The sequence below is a fragment of the Photobacterium sp. SKA34 genome, assembly GCF_000153325.1.
GTDB lineage: Bacteria > Pseudomonadota > Gammaproteobacteria > Enterobacterales > Vibrionaceae > Photobacterium.
Window position 1 is genome coordinate 1 of sequence record NZ_AAOU01000061.1, and the last position, 17,204, is coordinate 17,204.

Consider the following 17,204-nt stretch of genomic DNA (forward strand, 5'->3'; position numbering starts at 1 on the left):
GTCCAAATATACGTAACATCACCAACCCAAACTTCATTTGGGGCGTACAGCAAACTGTCGGCCCAAGTGATTTGGAACCTCAACATGTTCTTGAGAAGCCTTTCTGTATCGATGCTTTGGCTGTTGGCAACTGACTAAACCAAGCTCTCTCATGAGTTTTGTTGCTCGGTATCGGCTCAGTTTTAAACCCTGATTTGTGACTATATCTGCAATAGTCCTCGCTCCCGCAGAGGCGTTGCTTGCTGCGTGGGCCTCACTAACTAAGCTGCGAAGTTTGACTGTTTCCGCCCTAATCGCTGTTGGACGCTTTAGCCAATAGTTATAACTACTTCGATGAACATTGAAGACTTCGCATAATGTTTTTACGCTATAGCTCTGCTTGAGTTTCTTGATCATCAAGAATTGTTCAGTGAGTCCGACATCAACAGAGCCGTGGCTTTTTTTAATATTTCATTATGCTCTTCAAGACGAGCTAACTTCTTTTTTAATTCCCGAATTTCTATTTGCTCAGGGGTCATAGGCGAAGCTTTTGGCGTTTTGCCTTGTCGTTCTTGTTTAAGCTGACGAACCCATTTATCCATCGTGGATTTACCCACATTCATGGCTTGGGCGGCTTCTGCCACTGAGTAATTTTGATCAATCACTAACTGTGAAGCCTCGAGCTTGAATTCTGCGCTGAATAGTCGTCTTGTACGATTTGTCATAGTGTCACCTGTTAACGTATGAAGTGATGATATCACCTCTAACTAAGTGACCAAATTCACTATGCCACTACAAACATACCGATAAAGTTGTAAATATCATCCTCAGATGCCCCTACATTTTCATGTACAAGCTCTTTAATTATTCGAGGTACGGTTCTTTTTCCGTCTAACTTTCCAAGGACATCTTTTACCCAGTTTGGAGGACTTTCAATAACTTGTGAAACATTCGGTATCTCACCAATACAAATATCACCATCGTCAGAAACGATCACATGGTGAGACTGCTTGAGAAGTGGCTTTACTATCATTTCTGTCTCTCTGAAGTTAAAGGTCACTATGTGTGACCTTGGTATATTGTTATTACTTAAGAACGATCTTTTCGCCTTGAGAGTACATAACCTTTTCTTCTGAGATTGCAGAAATACGGTGAGTTAACACTTTCATCTTGATCATAATAAAATCCATCATTGAATGTTAATAAAATGTTTGGCAAAAACAGGGTAGGGATTAACAATTCAATAACATGTCGAGGTGGAATTGATATATTCCACTAAGGGATTTTTATTAATGCGAGTGACTTCTCATATTCCCTCGTTGTTTCAGCTCACCACTTGTTAGGGAAATGAATAAACTTCCAGCACTTAAGGTTTTCGTTAGCATTAACTGTAGCAGGCCGCTTCATTCACTTTCCTGATCCTCATTTTAGAGTTGTTAACTAAAAGTGGATATTAGTCACATCTTATTAACAGTAATAGGGCTACCATTCGGTTTATGCCTATTTGGCATATGTCCGATGTTAACCTCCTCTTGCCCACTTCGGTGGGCTTTTTTTATAAACAGGTTTAAGAGAAGCGACTTATTTAAGCGTTTGGGGAATATTTATTTTGTCTTCATTTTTAAACATCATTGCAAAAAAACGAGATTAGAATGACAACTAAACTCATAGAATGCTTTTTTATTTTTATGTGGAAAATAGATAAGAAAAAGCCCACTCGAAAATTCAGTAAGTGGGCCGGGGAGTTGTCCAACGCAAGTAACATAACATTACAAGTATTAACCCTAAAAATGACTTATGCATAATTTAAAAGTGGAAACTATCTTTTATATTTTGAAAGCATATTAATACACTTGGTCATCTAATAATGACGATAAACATCCCAACCAGATCCTTCAAAATTAAAGATTTGCTTCATTATCCACAAGAACAGTTAATAATTAGTGTATATCTTGTAATAACTTTTCTTTAATAGCGGCTCGACTAATTAATGATATTTCTAACATCGGGATTAGCGAGAGTTAGCTTTCCTTAAAAAGTCATCATTAAACAACCAATGAATATCATAAGATATTGTTTTATATTGATATTAAGTCTTGTTCACATGTGCTTAGAAAATCGACAATTTATGGTGCTGAGCAGAAAGTATCTTGCTGACATTGGTCGACAATATGTCTAAATCGTCATGATTAGAAAGTTGGAGAATAAGTAAGATGACACTATGGTTGAAGCGTTCAAAGATTTGAATAGGTCAAAGTGTTACAAATTTAAAACTCTGACCTGATATAACGGAAAATAATTTTCCGCCCTCAAAGGTATTTCAAAGGTAACAGATGCCGATTTATTCTTTGCTCGCCCAATTACTCGTGGGAGCAAAGCTTATAACAAATGTTACCACCTTACTAAAAACAAGCTAACACAATAGCTTTGTTTAAGTATCAACCTTTTTTACTGTGAATGTTTTCCAGTAAAGGAATGACTTGTTGGGAATATTGAGGCTGTTGAATATTCCAAAATAAGACTTTTACTCCAAGGTACTCTGTGGCAAATCTATATATTTCGTTCGCGGTAAATTTATGTCCAGTTTTAGGGTTAGTGTAAGTGTAATCCGGCTCCTGAATTGCGATTGATATCTGAGGGAGGGTGTTTTTGTATTGGTGGAAGAATGGGTAGGAGTTTTTCATCATTCCTTTACGGTAAGGAACGCCATCAGGCCCACCTAAGCCAATATTATGCTTTATAGCGAATGTAAATAATCGACTCATATATTGATGGTCATTATTCCATTCACCAGGGAAAAAGTTAACGTACTGTACAACACTACTTTGGTTAAATGATTGACTAAGTGCCAACATGTTATCCAGAACAGACTGAAAATACGCATCATTACTAAATCCTTTAGGCGGATTTTTTTCATCGAGATCGATAGCGGTTTCAGTTAGGTTAATACCTGCGATTTTCCCATCAAATTGTTGACCAAGGTGCTTCAATAGTAATTGAAAGCGTTCTCTAACTTTTGGTTCCCACATGTTAGCCACCCAGCCTTCTCCCAACGGTTTTCCTTCTCCTGCAAAGTCTACTTGCTTAGAAATACCACCATAATATTCCTTGCTTATTAGGTAGTTTGGAACGTTAACTACTTTGGGATCGAATGATTTATCCTGAATTTGAATCCAAAGTTTCTTATGGATTGAATCCATAAATTTTAAATCGGTCTTGATTTGATCAAAGTTATATACACCTTTCTTTGGCTCTAGCTTCTTCCACGAGTAAATAACCTGTGCGCCACTTATATTCTTATTCAAAAGAATATCTTCATGCACACTCGGTGAGTCACCACCTAAGAACAGGAAGATCTGTGCAGAGTTCTTACTAAGGCTGACAGATGCGTAACTAATTGGTGTAATTAAAATCGTAAAAAGAATAAATATATTGGTCTTACTGAATATCATAGAAGAGCCTAGGGTAGTATATAGGTGAGAGATTGGTAACTTATCAGACGGCATAAACTTTGTCAGTTCCAATTTTATCAATAACTTAGAATCTGAGGATGAGCTTAGAAGCAATCTTATTTTAAACTTGGAATCATAAAAGAACTTAGCCGTTATTCATGATCTGAGTATCATGGCGGCCTAGATGAAATTAGGGCTTATAAATGCACCTTATTTAACATAATCTATATTTTGCGCACCAATGGTGTAAACCCTTGTTGCAACCATTTAGAAATGTCACACGGTTCTCCAAGTTAGAAATGTCACTTTTTCTAAGTGACAGAAATTTGTTATTTCGCTTGGTCATACATCACGGGATTTATTCGCGACTGTCTACGTTGTTCTTGTCGTCTTGGTGTATCTGAACGACTACGCTCTCTTAAACCTTCTGATTCCAATCGTTCTTGCTCTACCATCGCTAATCTCAAAACAGCGTCTAAACGCTTATTTTCAACTATCTCTCCCTGATTTATTCGCTCCAATTTATCAAAAATACTGTAACCTAATGATTGACCTAAATGCTTAATATCTATTTGACCGTCAGGGTAATCATGTATCATGATATTTCTACCCACAAGGTTTTCATTTTCTGAATTTTTTTCAAGTAAATACATGACTTTGTCATACTGTAGCGTTAGTGATTTAGTTACTTTTCGCGAAGTTTGCCAGGAGAAAATATCGTATAACTCTTTCGGGGTTTCGTAGATAGGTCTGTGCACATTCAATTGACGTTTAGCTGGTTTAGCAAAGCGCCTGTTATAGTTATCTATAAAACCTGATAACCACTCGTTTGCTTCTTCTATCCCATTAATCCCTGCTAGCCTCATCTCTTTAACTAGACGGTCTTGAAGCGTTAAATTAGCGCGTTCTACGCGCCCTTTAGCTTGTGGAGTATTGGCACAAATTAGCTCAATGTTTAATTCTTTTAGTGCGCGACCATATTGAGTCAGTTTATTGCGGTCTTCGTTGCTAGCATGGTTAACACGGAAAACACCGTGTTTATCCGTGTAGAGCGCGACAGGCTTACCATGCTGTTGTATATACTGCTTAGTCGCAGCCATATATGAAAACGTCGACTCAGAATCACAAAAATATAAATGCATGATGGCGCTTGTTGCGTCATCAATAAAAACAAGCAATGTACATTTATCGGCTCGGCCTTCGAACCAGTCGTGGGGGGAACCATCAAGCTGAATAAGTTCGCCTATACAATCTCTTCTCGCTCTCGGTTGATAAATCTTACGTCTTTTCTTAACCTTTGGTTTCCAAAGTTTTACCGAAACCATCCATTTTCTGATGGTTTCAGTAGAGAGTCTAATATCATGAATTTCAGCTAATTTTTCTGCGGCTAGCGTAGGACCAAAATCGAAGTAATGAGTCTGAATTAAATCAATAACTTGTTTTTTCAATGATGCATTGAATTGACGATTACTTGGCTTAGTTCGCTTTTTTGAAATTAAACCATTAGCCCCGAACTGTCGGTATTGATTAACCAATCTTTGAATATGCCTACGGCTTAAGTTCAGGATTTTAGAAGCATCAATTTGTCTAATACGCTTATCACAAACGTTTTGTATTGTTTCGAGTTTCTGAAGCTCTTTTGTGCTCATCGTGAGTAACATTCCAGCACCGTAGGCTGATTCTTCCATAGGAAGAATCATACACCTAATGTGACATTTCTAAGTTGGAGGAATGTGACATTTTAAAGTAGGGCTGACAGATATATTCATACAGATACGCTGTAACGTATCGATAAAAATAGTTTTAGGATTACATCACAAAACAAATGATACCTATGAGGTATAATATAAAACTTGAAGTTTGGTTCCCCCTAAACTTCAAAAGATATAAGCACCCTTACTCAAAAAAACACTTACTTGGCCGTCGGTGTTTTTTGCCTAAATATACCCCTATTTAAATTAAGTGATCTTTCACGAATTCCCTGCTCAAAGCTCAAGAAAATTGTGGAGTAAAGCATGCATTTCCATCAAAAAAAATATAAAAAAGAATAAATTAGACGTTATAGTTTTGTTATTAGTTTCAAAATGTTCAATCAGGGCGGTGTTTGCGTATGAACCCTCAAAAAGTGACGTTTACTAACCTAATAAAACTAATCCAAAATCACGTTAATGCGATATGAATGAGTATTTGCTCTGAATAATAATGGGGCATTAATGTTAGCTAACTCGGGTGTCATCGCAACATAATCTAAATAGGTAGATGAGCCTATTTCTCTTTCAGTATTACTCGAAAATAATATCAATATTGAGGAGACGATTTAGAATGCGGATCTCATAGTCATCACCACCGTCAACCATTATGACTGTTAAAGCGGTAGAAAACTTATACGCCAGACAACTTGATAATTTAGAAGGTTGATACGTTTTTCTTAATAATGCGGGAATTTATTTAATAAAGTTTCTTTGTAAATATAAATGTATCTTAAAAATTTACAAAAACAGGACATGTTTTTCAAAAAAGCAATAATTTACGTGATTATATTCGTATTTTTAATTTTTAGATGTTGATTATTGCTTTCTTTATTATAAAAACGTTATTTAATTTAGTTTTTGAGTTTATATGTACAAATTAACAATGGCGATTTTTGCTGTATTTGCTTCTCAATCTACTTATGCGTCATGCACAAAACTAGTACAAAGTCATAAGTACTTGCTTAAAGAAGGTGTTGAATACTGTTTAGAAATTGAAAATCAGTATGCACTTCTAGAAATGGGTAAGGGTACTGATATGGCAGAAATTTCTGACAAAAATAAAACAGTTTTTGAAATTATATATCCTGAAGAACAATTGATAATTCAAGATAAATTCATAGTAACAAGTTTTTCTGATATGCATCTTACATATAATAGCGATTTTATTTATTTAGAAAATGCACCAAAAAAAAGACGCAAAAGAAATGCTGTTAATGCAGCAAGATCCATTGGAGGTACTATAATCGGATCAAGATTAGCTGGAGGTGAACCTGACCCTGCTGCTGAAATCATAGGTGGTGCGTTTGGTGCGGCTACAAGTACTTTTGCTGGCCCCTTTGTTGGTAGTGCTGTTGGTAGTTACATAATATCAAATATTCAAAATCGTGAAAGAGGCAATGACCGTCGTCCTTTAATTAGGATAAATCCCAGTAAAGGATTAAGCTCGTCTGGTATAAGATCTTATTCACGCATCAATAGCGCAAGAACTGCAAGTTGTTATGCTGGTTGCCACTCTTATTAAAGATAGATGTTATATGTCAAAGACAAAATCAATTATCAAATCATTATTCTGGAATACTTTATTACCCATATTTATAGCAGGATTAATTGGATATATTATGGTTAAGTTTAATTATTTTGGTTTAACTAAACATTTCGATAAATATTTCCTCTTGTTTTTTTTCAGTTTAACAATATGTAATATATATTATTCAAGGAAAGAAAAGATAATTTCTAAAACTTCTTCTTTAATGTTAAAATTTTATCAATATCTTAGAAATAAATTTTATAGATCTAATAATTAAATAAATATTTAAAATTTTTAGATGCATTAGCAAAAAATAATGCGTCTAAAAAATTAACAACTTAAATGATTGATTAGTATTTTTTAAATCTAACAATATCTATTTTTGGTTTAATTCTTGAAAAAAACGGCTCGATGATTAAGCAAAGAGCCGTTTTCCTGTTCCTAATATCTCAGTGTTCCAAGCCGAGATATTGGTCGAGCCCGTTCCACTCGAGTAATCATTACGTTAAAACTTTTTAGAGTGATCACCCAATAACAATCTATCAGATTTTTTAAATATATGATCAGATAAATTGAGATTTGAGCGTTATAACTCACTTTTGCCCCAAAACGGCTTAAACATCCGAATAATCATAGTATTAGTGTTTTAGGGCTAATCGCCTCTAGCAAGATCAAACGCCTGACTCTGTGAAAATAATAATGGGGCAATTATTGTCTATTACAATGGCAATAAGCCTGTTGAAATTAACAGTATTGCTATGTCTGTAATAACATATAAAGATATTTCACTATAACAGATTGATCGATCAAGGATAGGCTGTATGTCTCAAGAGCAATTATATGATTTCGCTGTAGGATTATTAGCTAAACGTGACTATGCTTCAGGTGAAATTCGACGCCAACTATCGAAACAGGGCGACAATGAGTTAGTTGAAAAAGTGATGGATAAATTGCTATCTCACCATTACCTTGATGATGCTCGACTGGCTGAAAGAGAAATATCAAAGCAGATAGCAAAATTACATGGTGTGTCCCGTATAAAGCAAGAACTAAGGCAGAAAGGGCTAGACTCACTGGTTATCGATCAAGCATTGGAAGATACTGATGTCGATTGGTTTGAGCTCTGTTTGAAAGCAAAAGAGAAGAAGTTTGGTGATAGCTTGGCAGCTGACCATACGGAAAAAGCGAAAATGGTGCGTTACTTACAGTACCGTGGTCACTCGATGTCGGCGATATTAGAGTGCATTTCATAAATTATTATTTCAGGGGGGAGTCGTTTCTAGCAAAGTCCAACCCCTGATTCTATGAAATCAATTCCCCTTTTGTTTTTCATATTAATGAACGATTATCGATAGATAATAACCATTAACCATTAACCATTAACCATTAATCGTTATTAGCTATTGATTAATTTTATTTATTGGTTTTTATTTGCATACGCTAACGAGATTTTTAAGCTTTTAAAAAAGTGCTTCCATAATTTATTTAAGGTCGAAATTGTGAAATTAACTACAAGCAAAGCGCTAATCACTGCATCATTAGGTTTATTATTGCTTAGTGGTTGTGCTTCTCATGAAAAGCAACAAATTGCTGAAACATTAGCAAAAAGCCGCGCGTCTGAAATTGATAGTAAAGCACCTTATCCGAAGATTGATGCTTATCAAATAACACAAGCTTACGCGTCAGGTAATACCGTTAAAATTAATATTATTTATGGCGGGAAAAGTCATGTTTCACCATCAAATGCCGCAAAAACGGCTGCGATAAACTATTGTAATAACAAAGAAATAAAGCCTTTATTTAATAGCGGCGTAAATTACCTAATTACGATCAAAGATATTAGTGGTCGTACAATGGCTCAGCAAGCGGTATCTAAAGGAACTTGTGAAGAGTTGAATTAATATTTATTTTCTTAATAAGAAAAAGCCCGTACCAATGGTCATTTGGTACGGACTTATCCAATATTGATAGGTGTGGTTAAATTTGCTCGTCTATCGTTACTTCTTTAGCTGCAATAGCATCGTTAATTTGTATTTAAAATGCTTTCAAACGTTTATAAATCGACATCAATTCAACAAAGATTAGCCTAGTACCAGTAAATCAATTCCCTTTTTATTTTGATATCAATAACCTTCTATTAATAGATAATTATTATTAATCGCTATTAACTATTGATTATGTTTATTTCTTTTTTTTTATTGGTTTTTATTTGTATACCCTAACGAAACCACTTCCCACTGCCTCTCAACCCTTACTGCTTCATTTATGAAACCATCTATACTAAACTGATTTTAGAAACCGACTTAAATTAAACCAGCTTAGGGGAAACTATGCTGATCCGTGCTTACCTTCGTGCTTCAACTACCGAGCAAGATGCCCAACGGGCAAAAGAAGAACTCAAAGCCTTTGGCGCCAAGTTTGATAGTCGTATTGCTGGCTACTACATCGAAAACCAATCTGGTACTAAGTTAGAGCGTCCCGTACTTAACAAGTTGATCGACGATAGCGAAGCCGGTGATGTATTGCTGATTGAAAAGATGGATCGTCTTACTCGTTTACCTTGGCTTGAATGGAAAACCTTAAAAGCCCGTATCATGGAAAAAGGGTTAGTGATTGTGGTAGTAGATCAGCCGATGACGCATGCTGTGTTCAGTGCGGGAGAACAAAACAGCATTACCTTGGCCTTAACCGAGTTCATGTTAGATTTAGGTGCAGCGATGGCTCGTGATGATTACGAAACGCGATATAAACGCCAAGCGCAAGGTATTGCGAAAGCCAAGGCTGAAGGTAAGTATCGTGGTCGCCGTGTGAATGAATCTCTGCGTCAAGATATACGGGATCAGTTAAGTCTTGGTCGTAGTTATTCAGAGATACAACAAAAGTTAGGATGTAGCAGAGCGACGATAGCTAGGGTGGTAAAGGGGTTTGATGCCCAATGGAACGAAAACGTACGCTAACAAAAAACTAGTGTGTCATGTAAGTCATGACACAGCTAGCAGTGAAACATAAGTTATGTCACATGCTGATTTCGGGGTGTTTTTACCAGTGATCGTAGGGTCTACTTAAATGTCATATTGTACTAACTGACTGATTTAACGCTTAACATACAAAATCGTACCGTTGGGCTTCACACCCCTACTCCGTTTCGCCCCTCAAAAATCTCACATCGCACATTAGAGCACACCCTCTATTGCGGGTATTGCGCACATTTCCCCAAAAAGTTTATCCCAGATTTTATGCAAGGTGTAACACGATTATTCTGGGAATGCTTCAAGTGCTTGCTGGCACTCTCATATGAAAGGGTTAACACCAGAATAAAGAAGATTTATTTTTCTGAACGGAATATTATTTGGATATAGTATCTCGTTAATATGACTGCCTATAGTTACTGGTCTCGGATCCAATAATTGAGGTTCTCTAAAACTAAAAATAAAGCTATGTGTAGCACTATTCCTATACCTTTCCTCACCTAGGAATAGGTTCAAATGTGCCTCTTCATTATTCATCGCATCCTTGGCTTGACATAAATAAACAGAACTTTTGGCACGAGTACCACGCCTAGCAGTATTGGGGGCAGCTCTAAAGTATTTACTGTTCAATATTGCATCATAGCCTTCTCTATTGGTGTAGTGAATATATAGAGGGTCACCATTAAGCAATCCATTGTTAACATGCATGTCAATACGATGATCTCGAGATATCCCCCCCCCTTCAAACCTCCACTTTTTAGCTATCTTCGGAGCTCCCCTACCACTTAGTCCTACGGTTTTAATTGTTGCTAGCCGCTGGTTAACCTCCGACAGTGATGATCCGAGTGTCTTGACACCTAACCCAACACCAAAAGTACTAAGTCCGATGAGGACACCAATACCGGCATTGAGCCCTGATTGTTTGACGGGCGTGCCTGCGGCGACATTCAAACCAAAATCTGCGCCACCGGACACCGTGGCGTCAACAATGGCTAATCCCACTTTTACTGATGTAGTTGCGCCTTTTGCCGCCGTCGAGAAACCACCAGAAATAAACCCAAGGGCGGCGCCTATACCCACTTGTTTCCAGTCAAATTTATGTTCAGGGTTAATGGCACATTGAATGCCTTCACTGATAGCGCTGATCCCACTACCAATGATAGCGCCAACAATAGCACCGATAAGAAGACTCAGAATAGCGAAATGACCACTTGGATCGTCTTGGTTGATAGGATCACCAAGGCAGTAGGCATAACCATTTATGCCTCCTTGACCAAAGGGGCTCAAGCCATCGTAACTTTGAAATTGGTGTAAGTGGGGGTTATACATGCGGTAGCCATTACCAAGATGATAACCACCGGTCACGGGATCTTTTCGCTCACCATTGAACCCTATTCCGCTGGTGACGAGTGCAGGTGGAGTGTCATTCACTGTAAATGGGAAGGTGAAAGCTGGAGTGGGTAATAGGGTACTCGATGCTAATGTCCCTGTGTGAGTAAGAAAGCGTCTTCGACTAGCGTTAAACGTAATAGTCCTTAAATCAGTAGAATTTGAGTTTTTATTAGTATCCATGAATGACTCGTCTCATTCTATAACCTTATTTTCATCATTCCACTATAAGCAGTAATCAATAAGATCAAAAGTTGTATTTTCAAAAGGGGGCTGTTGCAAATAATTTAATGGGGTATATTGAACATACAATTAACTTTAAATTACGCGTAAATCGCATCAACATTAAAGAGACTATTCATAAAGGCGGATCTATTCCGCACTTTTGTTTTAGGTTCATCATGGCGTAACCAAAAATCAAATTGGCCTTTGTTCAACATCCGTAATGATTCAAATCCCTGAATCGATGACCATGCCCGTTTTCGTATTGTAAATCCACTGGTGGCGACAATGCGTTTCTTAATAGGTGCATGATCTGATTCTATGCCATTGTTAAGAAACTTCACTTGACGATGCTTAACATCCTTTCGTAAAAATCCTCGTTTTTTCAATAGAGCGATCGCATGAGCATAGGAAGCATGTTTATCTGTGTTGAGTGTTTTCGGCTGTTTATCTAGTGAATAACATTTTAAACAACGTTTAAGGAATTGATATGCTAAATAATTATTTCGCTTTTTAGAAAAGTAAAAATCTAACGTGTTACCTTGATTATCAATTGCACGATAGAGATAAAACCACTGACCTTTAACTTTGACATACGTCTCATCAAGCTGCCATGAAGAGTTCGTGTTGATGAATTGATAGCGACGTAATTTTTTACGTAATGATGGGGAGTATTCAATAAACCACCGATAGATGGTAGAGCGATCTACAGAAATTCCTCTTTCCGCCAACATGTCGCTAATGTTGGCATAGCTCATCGGTGTCGACCCATACCAACGAAGACACTAAAGAATAATTTCAGGGCAAAGTGTTTCCATTTAAATTCGTGATTGGCCATTGTCTAGCCATCCTTTAGGAGAATATGAATATATTGGGTTACTACGATTTTTTGCAACAAGCCCATAGCTAGGGTGGTAAAGAGAGATTAAAACATGGAAGGAGTGGGTGCTCATTGGCAATGTCACCAAACAAACTAAATCAGGTAGAGGCTTAACAGCCCCTACCTGTCTAGCTCTACTTAGATTCGTAGGCAAGTGTTGCTAGAAAAACCGTGCTTCCATCTTTGATTTGTAATTCACAAAGTGAATCACGCACCATCCATGTGAAACTCAGTATTGTTATACAGATAACAATCAAGCCAATTAAGGCGGTTCTTCGCAGCATACGTCTTGCCTCTCAATTAAATAGAGGCTAACATCAGAAGTGTCGAGTTTCATCAGATTGCCTCGTTGGTTAAGAAATTAACTTTCGGGGCTTTCGTCTATCTGCCAGTCACGACATCCAGTGACAGTTGTTATGCTCCTGACAGACAGCCAAGAGCACCCGCGTTGATTATACCTTAACTCTTCTGATTTTTATTAACTTTATGTCTAGCTTTCTCTGATATGTAGAGACTAAAAGACCGCCTCGATGGACGGTCATTTAACAGTAATTCTATTTATGCGCCTGGATGAAAAAAGCCCACTTTAATAATAAGTGGGCTGAAATGATGTATGTACAATGCGTAGTCAATATGTATATTCAAGAATCGAATATACTGTAAAGATACATTTTTATAACATAAATTAAAAGATTTAGTTACTAATATTGAGTATGAAGAAGCACATCTCTTCATGTATTTAACAGTAAAACTATTTATGCGTACTATCTCTATTTCAATAACGTCTTCAAAATATTCTCAAACGCATTCTTTTCAAAGTTTTTTAAATTTTCTAATGTCATAGGTAGACTAAATATCTTCCATTCAAAATCTTTGTTTTGAGTTCTTTTTAAAAGATGATGATTATTTGTTAACTGAAGATCATACTTAATTCTTTTAGATGGTGATGAAATCTCAAATGAACCTTTGGTTCCGATATAAAGGCACCCTTCAGGTTTAATAATAACAGTGCGTTCACCAAGATGAATGTTCATGGATTTTGTAATGTATTTACCAATCCTTTCTTCCTCAAGAATGACTTGAGAATAGTCAATGACTATTCCACTTTCTTTACTATCACTTAACCAATTTTCAATTGTTGAATATACAAAATCTATATTTTCAAGCCATTCTTGCTTTGCATCGATAAGAGCTTGTTCATCTATTTTATCTTGATCCAACTTATCGTGACAAAAATCAGCAAAACCACTCATATTAAACCTCACTAATAACAACTAGCACCATACTGTATATAAGTGCATGATTGCAAAATTGCAATATCAACATTAAATAAAACCCGAGCTATTTAACATATTGAATCTAAAGCGATCCGATACGTGGTAGCGTCCAGATACAACAAAGGCCGCCCAAGCGACCTTTCAAATTTTGGTACAAGCAACGGGTGTTATGTTTAATTTAAAAAATATTCAGTCGATTTTCCGATTTTCTCACAGCCAAGTATTTCAGATGTAACCATGTCATCAAGTTTTTGCTTAACCGTGTTAAAACTAACGCCTAATAAGCTTTCAGCTTCCCTTGCTGTAATCGTAGGCTTTTTACGATAACGAGGCTCACCAGCAACAAATCCAATAATTTTTCTCTCGATGTCTTCTAAGCCAGAGTATCGATCTTCTAACTCACGCATTCGAGATGCTGCACGTTCATAGACACAAACAAATTCAGTAATAGCACGACTGATAATTTTTAACTGATATTTAATGAAGTACGTTAAATCTAAGTTGTCATGCTCACAATCTAAATAGCTAACACCGTATTGAATTGGTGCATTTTTCAATAACGCGGAAATAGCAATGTAACGAAATCCCGTATAACCACACTTAAACATGTACCAATAAAACAAAGCCCTTGCCACACGTCCATTACCATCACGGAACGGGTGAACATAACCGATAACAAAATGGAGTGTTATAGCCTTTATAACCGGATGGATATCATCGTCAGTCGCGTTCAACCAATTAACTACACGTGATAATAGGCGATCAATAACATCGTGTTTTGGGGGCTGATGGACTATCTCATCATCAGAATTCACAACCGCAATATCATCTGTCGTTCTAAATGTGCCAGATGTGTATTTCCCTTGATCTAAGGTTTGTGTGCCAGCCTTATGTAGCTCTTTTATCAACCTAATACTGAATGAATTACCTTTGAGGCTCCATGCTGCTTGCATTAAATCGAAGTTACCCGCAATCATGCGCTCACCATCAGTGCGAGGCTTCCGTTTTTTACGAAGCATTTCTTTAGCAAGAATAGTTGTTGTCGCTGCCCCCTCTAGCTGACTACTAGATATCGCCTCATCATCAATTAAAGTATTTGTTAAGTGGACGAAATGTGCATTTTCACCAATCTGCTCTAGTATTCCTAGCATCGAATTATGCGTAGTGTAACGGTCAATTTGCGATAAAATCCGACTAAATTCATGCAAGTTATTAAACTGGCAATTTTTAATAAAATCAGGTGATTGCAATAAAGCCTGATTAACAGCATCAGGCAAGTCAGATGGCAATGGTTTATCTTCTAATGGCGTTAAGTCTATTAATGAGTTATCACGGGATAGGCGCATTAACCACCAACAGAATTTAACGTCTAAACCTGGCTTTACTCTACGTCTAAACTCATTAAACGAGTGGTATTCATCAATAAATGGATTGAGGTAATCAGTATATTTGTTGGGATCATCGCCCTGACAGCCAATCTCAAACAATACATCACTGATAGAATCAAAAGGGCATACTGGCGGGGATAAATACTTACCTGACATTAATCTCATCTCAAAAAGCGCCATAATTGAGATGATATTAATGAAAATAGCGCAATTTAGCAAGAAATTTCAGGATAGGAATGGAGATAATTTATTTAAGTAAAATTCCCCTTAAACACCTGTATTTAACATATGGCATCTTTTGCGCACCAGTGATGTAAACCCAATGTTGCAACCATTTAGAAATGTCACACGGTTCTCCAAGTTAGAAATGTCACTTTTTCTAAGTGACAGAAATTTGTTATTTCGCTTGGTCATACATCACGGGATTTATTCGCGACTGTCTACGTTGTTCTTGTCGTCTTGGTGTATCTGAACGACTACGCTCTCTTAAACCTTCTGATTCCAATCGTTCTTGCTCTACCATCGCTAATCTCAAAACAGCGTCTAAACGCTTATTTTCAACTATCTCTCCCTGATTTATTCGCTCCAATTTATCAAAAATACTGTAACCTAATGATTGACCTAAATGCTTAATATCTATTTGACCGTCAGGGTAATCATGTATCATGATATTTCTACCCACAAGGTTTTCATTTTCTGAATTTTTTTCAAGTAAATACATGACTTTGTCATACTGTAGCGTTAGTGATTTAGTTACTTTTCGCGAAGTTTGCCAGGAGAAAATATCGTATAACTCTTTCGGGGTTTCGTAGATAGGTCTGTGCACATTCAATTGACGTTTAGCTGGTTTAGCAAAGCGCCTGTTATAGTTATCTATAAAACCTGATAACCACTCGTTTGCTTCTTCTATCCCATTAATCCCTGCTAGCCTCATCTCTTTAACTAGACGGTCTTGAAGCGTTAAATTAGCGCGTTCTACGCGCCCTTTAGCTTGTGGAGTATTGGCACAAATTAGCTCAATGTTTAATTCTTTTAGTGCGCGACCATATTGAGTCAGTTTATTGCGGTCTTCGTTGCTAGCATGGTTAACACGGAAAACACCGTGTTTATCCGTGTAGAGCGCGACAGGCTTACCATGCTGTTGTATATACTGCTTAGTCGCAGCCATATATGAAAACGTCGACTCAGAATCACAAAAATATAAATGCATGATGGCGCTTGTTGCGTCATCAATAAAAACAAGCAATGTACATTTATCGGCTCGGCCTTCGAACCAGTCGTGGGGGGAACCATCAAGCTGAATAAGTTCGCCTATACAATCTCTTCTCGCTCTCGGTTGATAAATCTTACGTCTTTTCTTAACCTTTGGTTTCCAAAGTTTTACCGAAACCATCCATTTTCTGATGGTTTCAGTAGAGAGTCTAATATCATGAATTTCAGCTAATTTTTCTGCGGCTAGCGTAGGACCAAAATCGAAGTAATGAGTCTGAATTAAATCAATAACTTGTTTTTTCAATGATGCATTGAATTGACGATTACTTGGCTTAGTTCGCTTTTTTGAAATTAAACCATTAGCCCCGAACTGTCGGTATTGATTAACCAATCTTTGAATATGCCTACGGCTTAAGTTCAGGATTTTAGAAGCATCAATTTGTCTAATACGCTTATCACAAACGTTTTGTATTGTTTCGAGTTTCTGAAGCTCTTTTGTGCTCATCGTGAGTAACATTCCAGCACCGTAGGCTGATTCTTCCATAGGAAGAATCATACACCTAATGTGACATTTCTAAGTTGGAGGAATGTGACATTTTAAAGTAGGGCTGACAGATACAGATACAGATACCCTGTAACGTCAAGATACTAAAAGGCCGCCATGGTAGGTAATGTCAAATAACGTTATGTTTAGTAGTGATCTTTTTGATGGCTAATTACATTATGAACATCTAATGCATGCTTAAATGCATTTTCAAAATCTACTTTATTTACCCATGTTTTCTGGCAAACATGATGAATCCAGTCGGGTTCAGGTAGCCGTTCCTTAGCTATAAAGTAATTAGTATATGTACATTCAATGCCATAGTCCGTAACAACCCAATCACCAAAGGTGGCAATAATTTCACTGTCGACTTTAACCATTTTTAAACTACTCAACTTATTGATAACTAATCTCATACTTTAAAGCAAAATCTTTAACTTAAGAACAACTCTGTTCATAATTTTTAAGGGCAAGTAAACTATCAAAAAAATCTTAACGAAGATTAAATCGATTGGTGATCACATGAGCTAGTAACAGCTACTAGCTCAATATTTGGACAAAACTTTGTTAGATAGCCAGCTCTATTCAGGCTGGTTGATATTAGGAAAAGTAT

At 36.9% G+C, this 17,204-nt stretch carries 14 protein-coding genes and 2 pseudogenes; 4 read left to right on the top strand and 12 right to left on the bottom strand.

Annotated elements, in window-relative coordinates; translation table 11 throughout:
- The 5 genes and pseudogenes from SKA34_RS22715 to SKA34_RS01140 form a co-directional block, all read right to left on the bottom strand.
- Positions 1-704 (bottom strand): annotated as a pseudogene (locus SKA34_RS22715) (IS3 family transposase); the annotation flags it as partial.
- Between the two features lie 59 nt (positions 705-763).
- The gene (locus SKA34_RS01130) at positions 764-1,012 is read right to left on the bottom strand and encodes a hypothetical protein (RefSeq protein ID WP_006643656.1); all 249 of its coding nucleotides are present in this window, start codon (positions 1,010-1,012) and stop codon (positions 764-766) included.
- A gap of 52 nt (positions 1,013-1,064) precedes the next feature.
- Positions 1,065-1,157 (bottom strand): pantocin A family RiPP, encoded by a 93-nt coding sequence (locus SKA34_RS22720; RefSeq protein ID WP_006643657.1) that lies wholly within the window; start codon positions 1,155-1,157, stop codon positions 1,065-1,067.
- A 1,260-nt stretch (positions 1,158-2,417) separates the two neighbouring features.
- Positions 2,418-3,431 (bottom strand): hypothetical protein, encoded by a 1,014-nt coding sequence (locus SKA34_RS01135; RefSeq protein WP_006643659.1) that lies wholly within the window; start codon positions 3,429-3,431, stop codon positions 2,418-2,420.
- 329 nt (positions 3,432-3,760) lie between these two features.
- Positions 3,761-5,080, bottom strand: a complete 1,320-nt coding sequence (locus SKA34_RS01140) for an ISNCY family transposase (protein ID WP_083784328.1) — start codon at positions 5,078-5,080, stop codon at positions 3,761-3,763.
- Between the two features lie 970 nt (positions 5,081-6,050).
- Here SKA34_RS01140 and SKA34_RS01145 point away from each other — a divergent pair.
- The 4 genes from SKA34_RS01145 to SKA34_RS01160 all read left to right on the top strand — a co-directional run bounded on the left by SKA34_RS01145 (position 6,051) and on the right by SKA34_RS01160 (position 9,667).
- Positions 6,051-6,704 (top strand): hypothetical protein, encoded by a 654-nt coding sequence (locus SKA34_RS01145; protein ID WP_006643661.1) that lies wholly within the window; start codon positions 6,051-6,053, stop codon positions 6,702-6,704.
- An 827-nt stretch (positions 6,705-7,531) separates the two neighbouring features.
- Complete coding sequence (locus SKA34_RS01150) at positions 7,532-7,963, top strand: regulatory protein RecX (protein ID WP_006643662.1); 432 nt, start codon at positions 7,532-7,534, stop codon at positions 7,961-7,963.
- A gap of 246 nt (positions 7,964-8,209) precedes the next feature.
- Positions 8,210-8,611, top strand: a complete 402-nt coding sequence (gspS2, locus tag SKA34_RS01155) for a type II secretion system pilot lipoprotein GspS-beta (RefSeq protein WP_006643663.1) — start codon at positions 8,210-8,212, stop codon at positions 8,609-8,611.
- Between the two features lie 429 nt (positions 8,612-9,040).
- Positions 9,041-9,667: a recombinase family protein gene (locus SKA34_RS01160; protein WP_006643664.1), complete on the top strand. Its 627-nt coding sequence runs from the start codon at positions 9,041-9,043 to the stop codon at positions 9,665-9,667.
- Positions 9,668-10,000: 333 nt separating this feature from the next.
- Here the strand turns inward: SKA34_RS01160 and SKA34_RS23390 are convergent, their stop codons facing one another.
- The 7 genes and pseudogenes from SKA34_RS23390 to SKA34_RS01190 form a co-directional block, all read right to left on the bottom strand.
- The gene (locus tag SKA34_RS23390; RefSeq protein ID WP_006643665.1) at positions 10,001-11,251 is read right to left on the bottom strand and encodes an RHS repeat-associated core domain-containing protein; all 1,251 of its coding nucleotides are present in this window, start codon (positions 11,249-11,251) and stop codon (positions 10,001-10,003) included.
- Positions 11,252-11,391: 140 nt separating this feature from the next.
- Positions 11,392-12,128 (bottom strand): annotated as a pseudogene (locus SKA34_RS01170) (IS6 family transposase).
- A gap of 176 nt (positions 12,129-12,304) precedes the next feature.
- On the bottom strand, positions 12,305-12,454 hold the full coding sequence (locus SKA34_RS22725; protein WP_023931128.1) for a Hok/Gef family protein: 150 nt from the start codon (positions 12,452-12,454) through the stop codon (positions 12,305-12,307).
- Positions 12,455-12,940: 486 nt separating this feature from the next.
- The gene (locus tag SKA34_RS01175) at positions 12,941-13,423 is read right to left on the bottom strand and encodes a hypothetical protein (protein WP_006643667.1); all 483 of its coding nucleotides are present in this window, start codon (positions 13,421-13,423) and stop codon (positions 12,941-12,943) included.
- Positions 13,424-13,620: 197 nt separating this feature from the next.
- Complete coding sequence (locus SKA34_RS01180; RefSeq protein ID WP_232284194.1) at positions 13,621-15,000, bottom strand: Fic family protein; 1,380 nt, start codon at positions 14,998-15,000, stop codon at positions 13,621-13,623.
- Between the two features lie 232 nt (positions 15,001-15,232).
- Positions 15,233-16,552 (bottom strand): ISNCY family transposase, encoded by a 1,320-nt coding sequence (locus tag SKA34_RS01185; RefSeq protein WP_083784328.1) that lies wholly within the window; start codon positions 16,550-16,552, stop codon positions 15,233-15,235.
- A gap of 185 nt (positions 16,553-16,737) precedes the next feature.
- Entirely contained in the window at positions 16,738-16,971 is a 234-nt protein-coding gene (locus SKA34_RS01190; RefSeq protein ID WP_006643669.1) for a hypothetical protein, read from the bottom strand.
- Positions 16,972-17,204 lie beyond the last annotated feature (233 nt).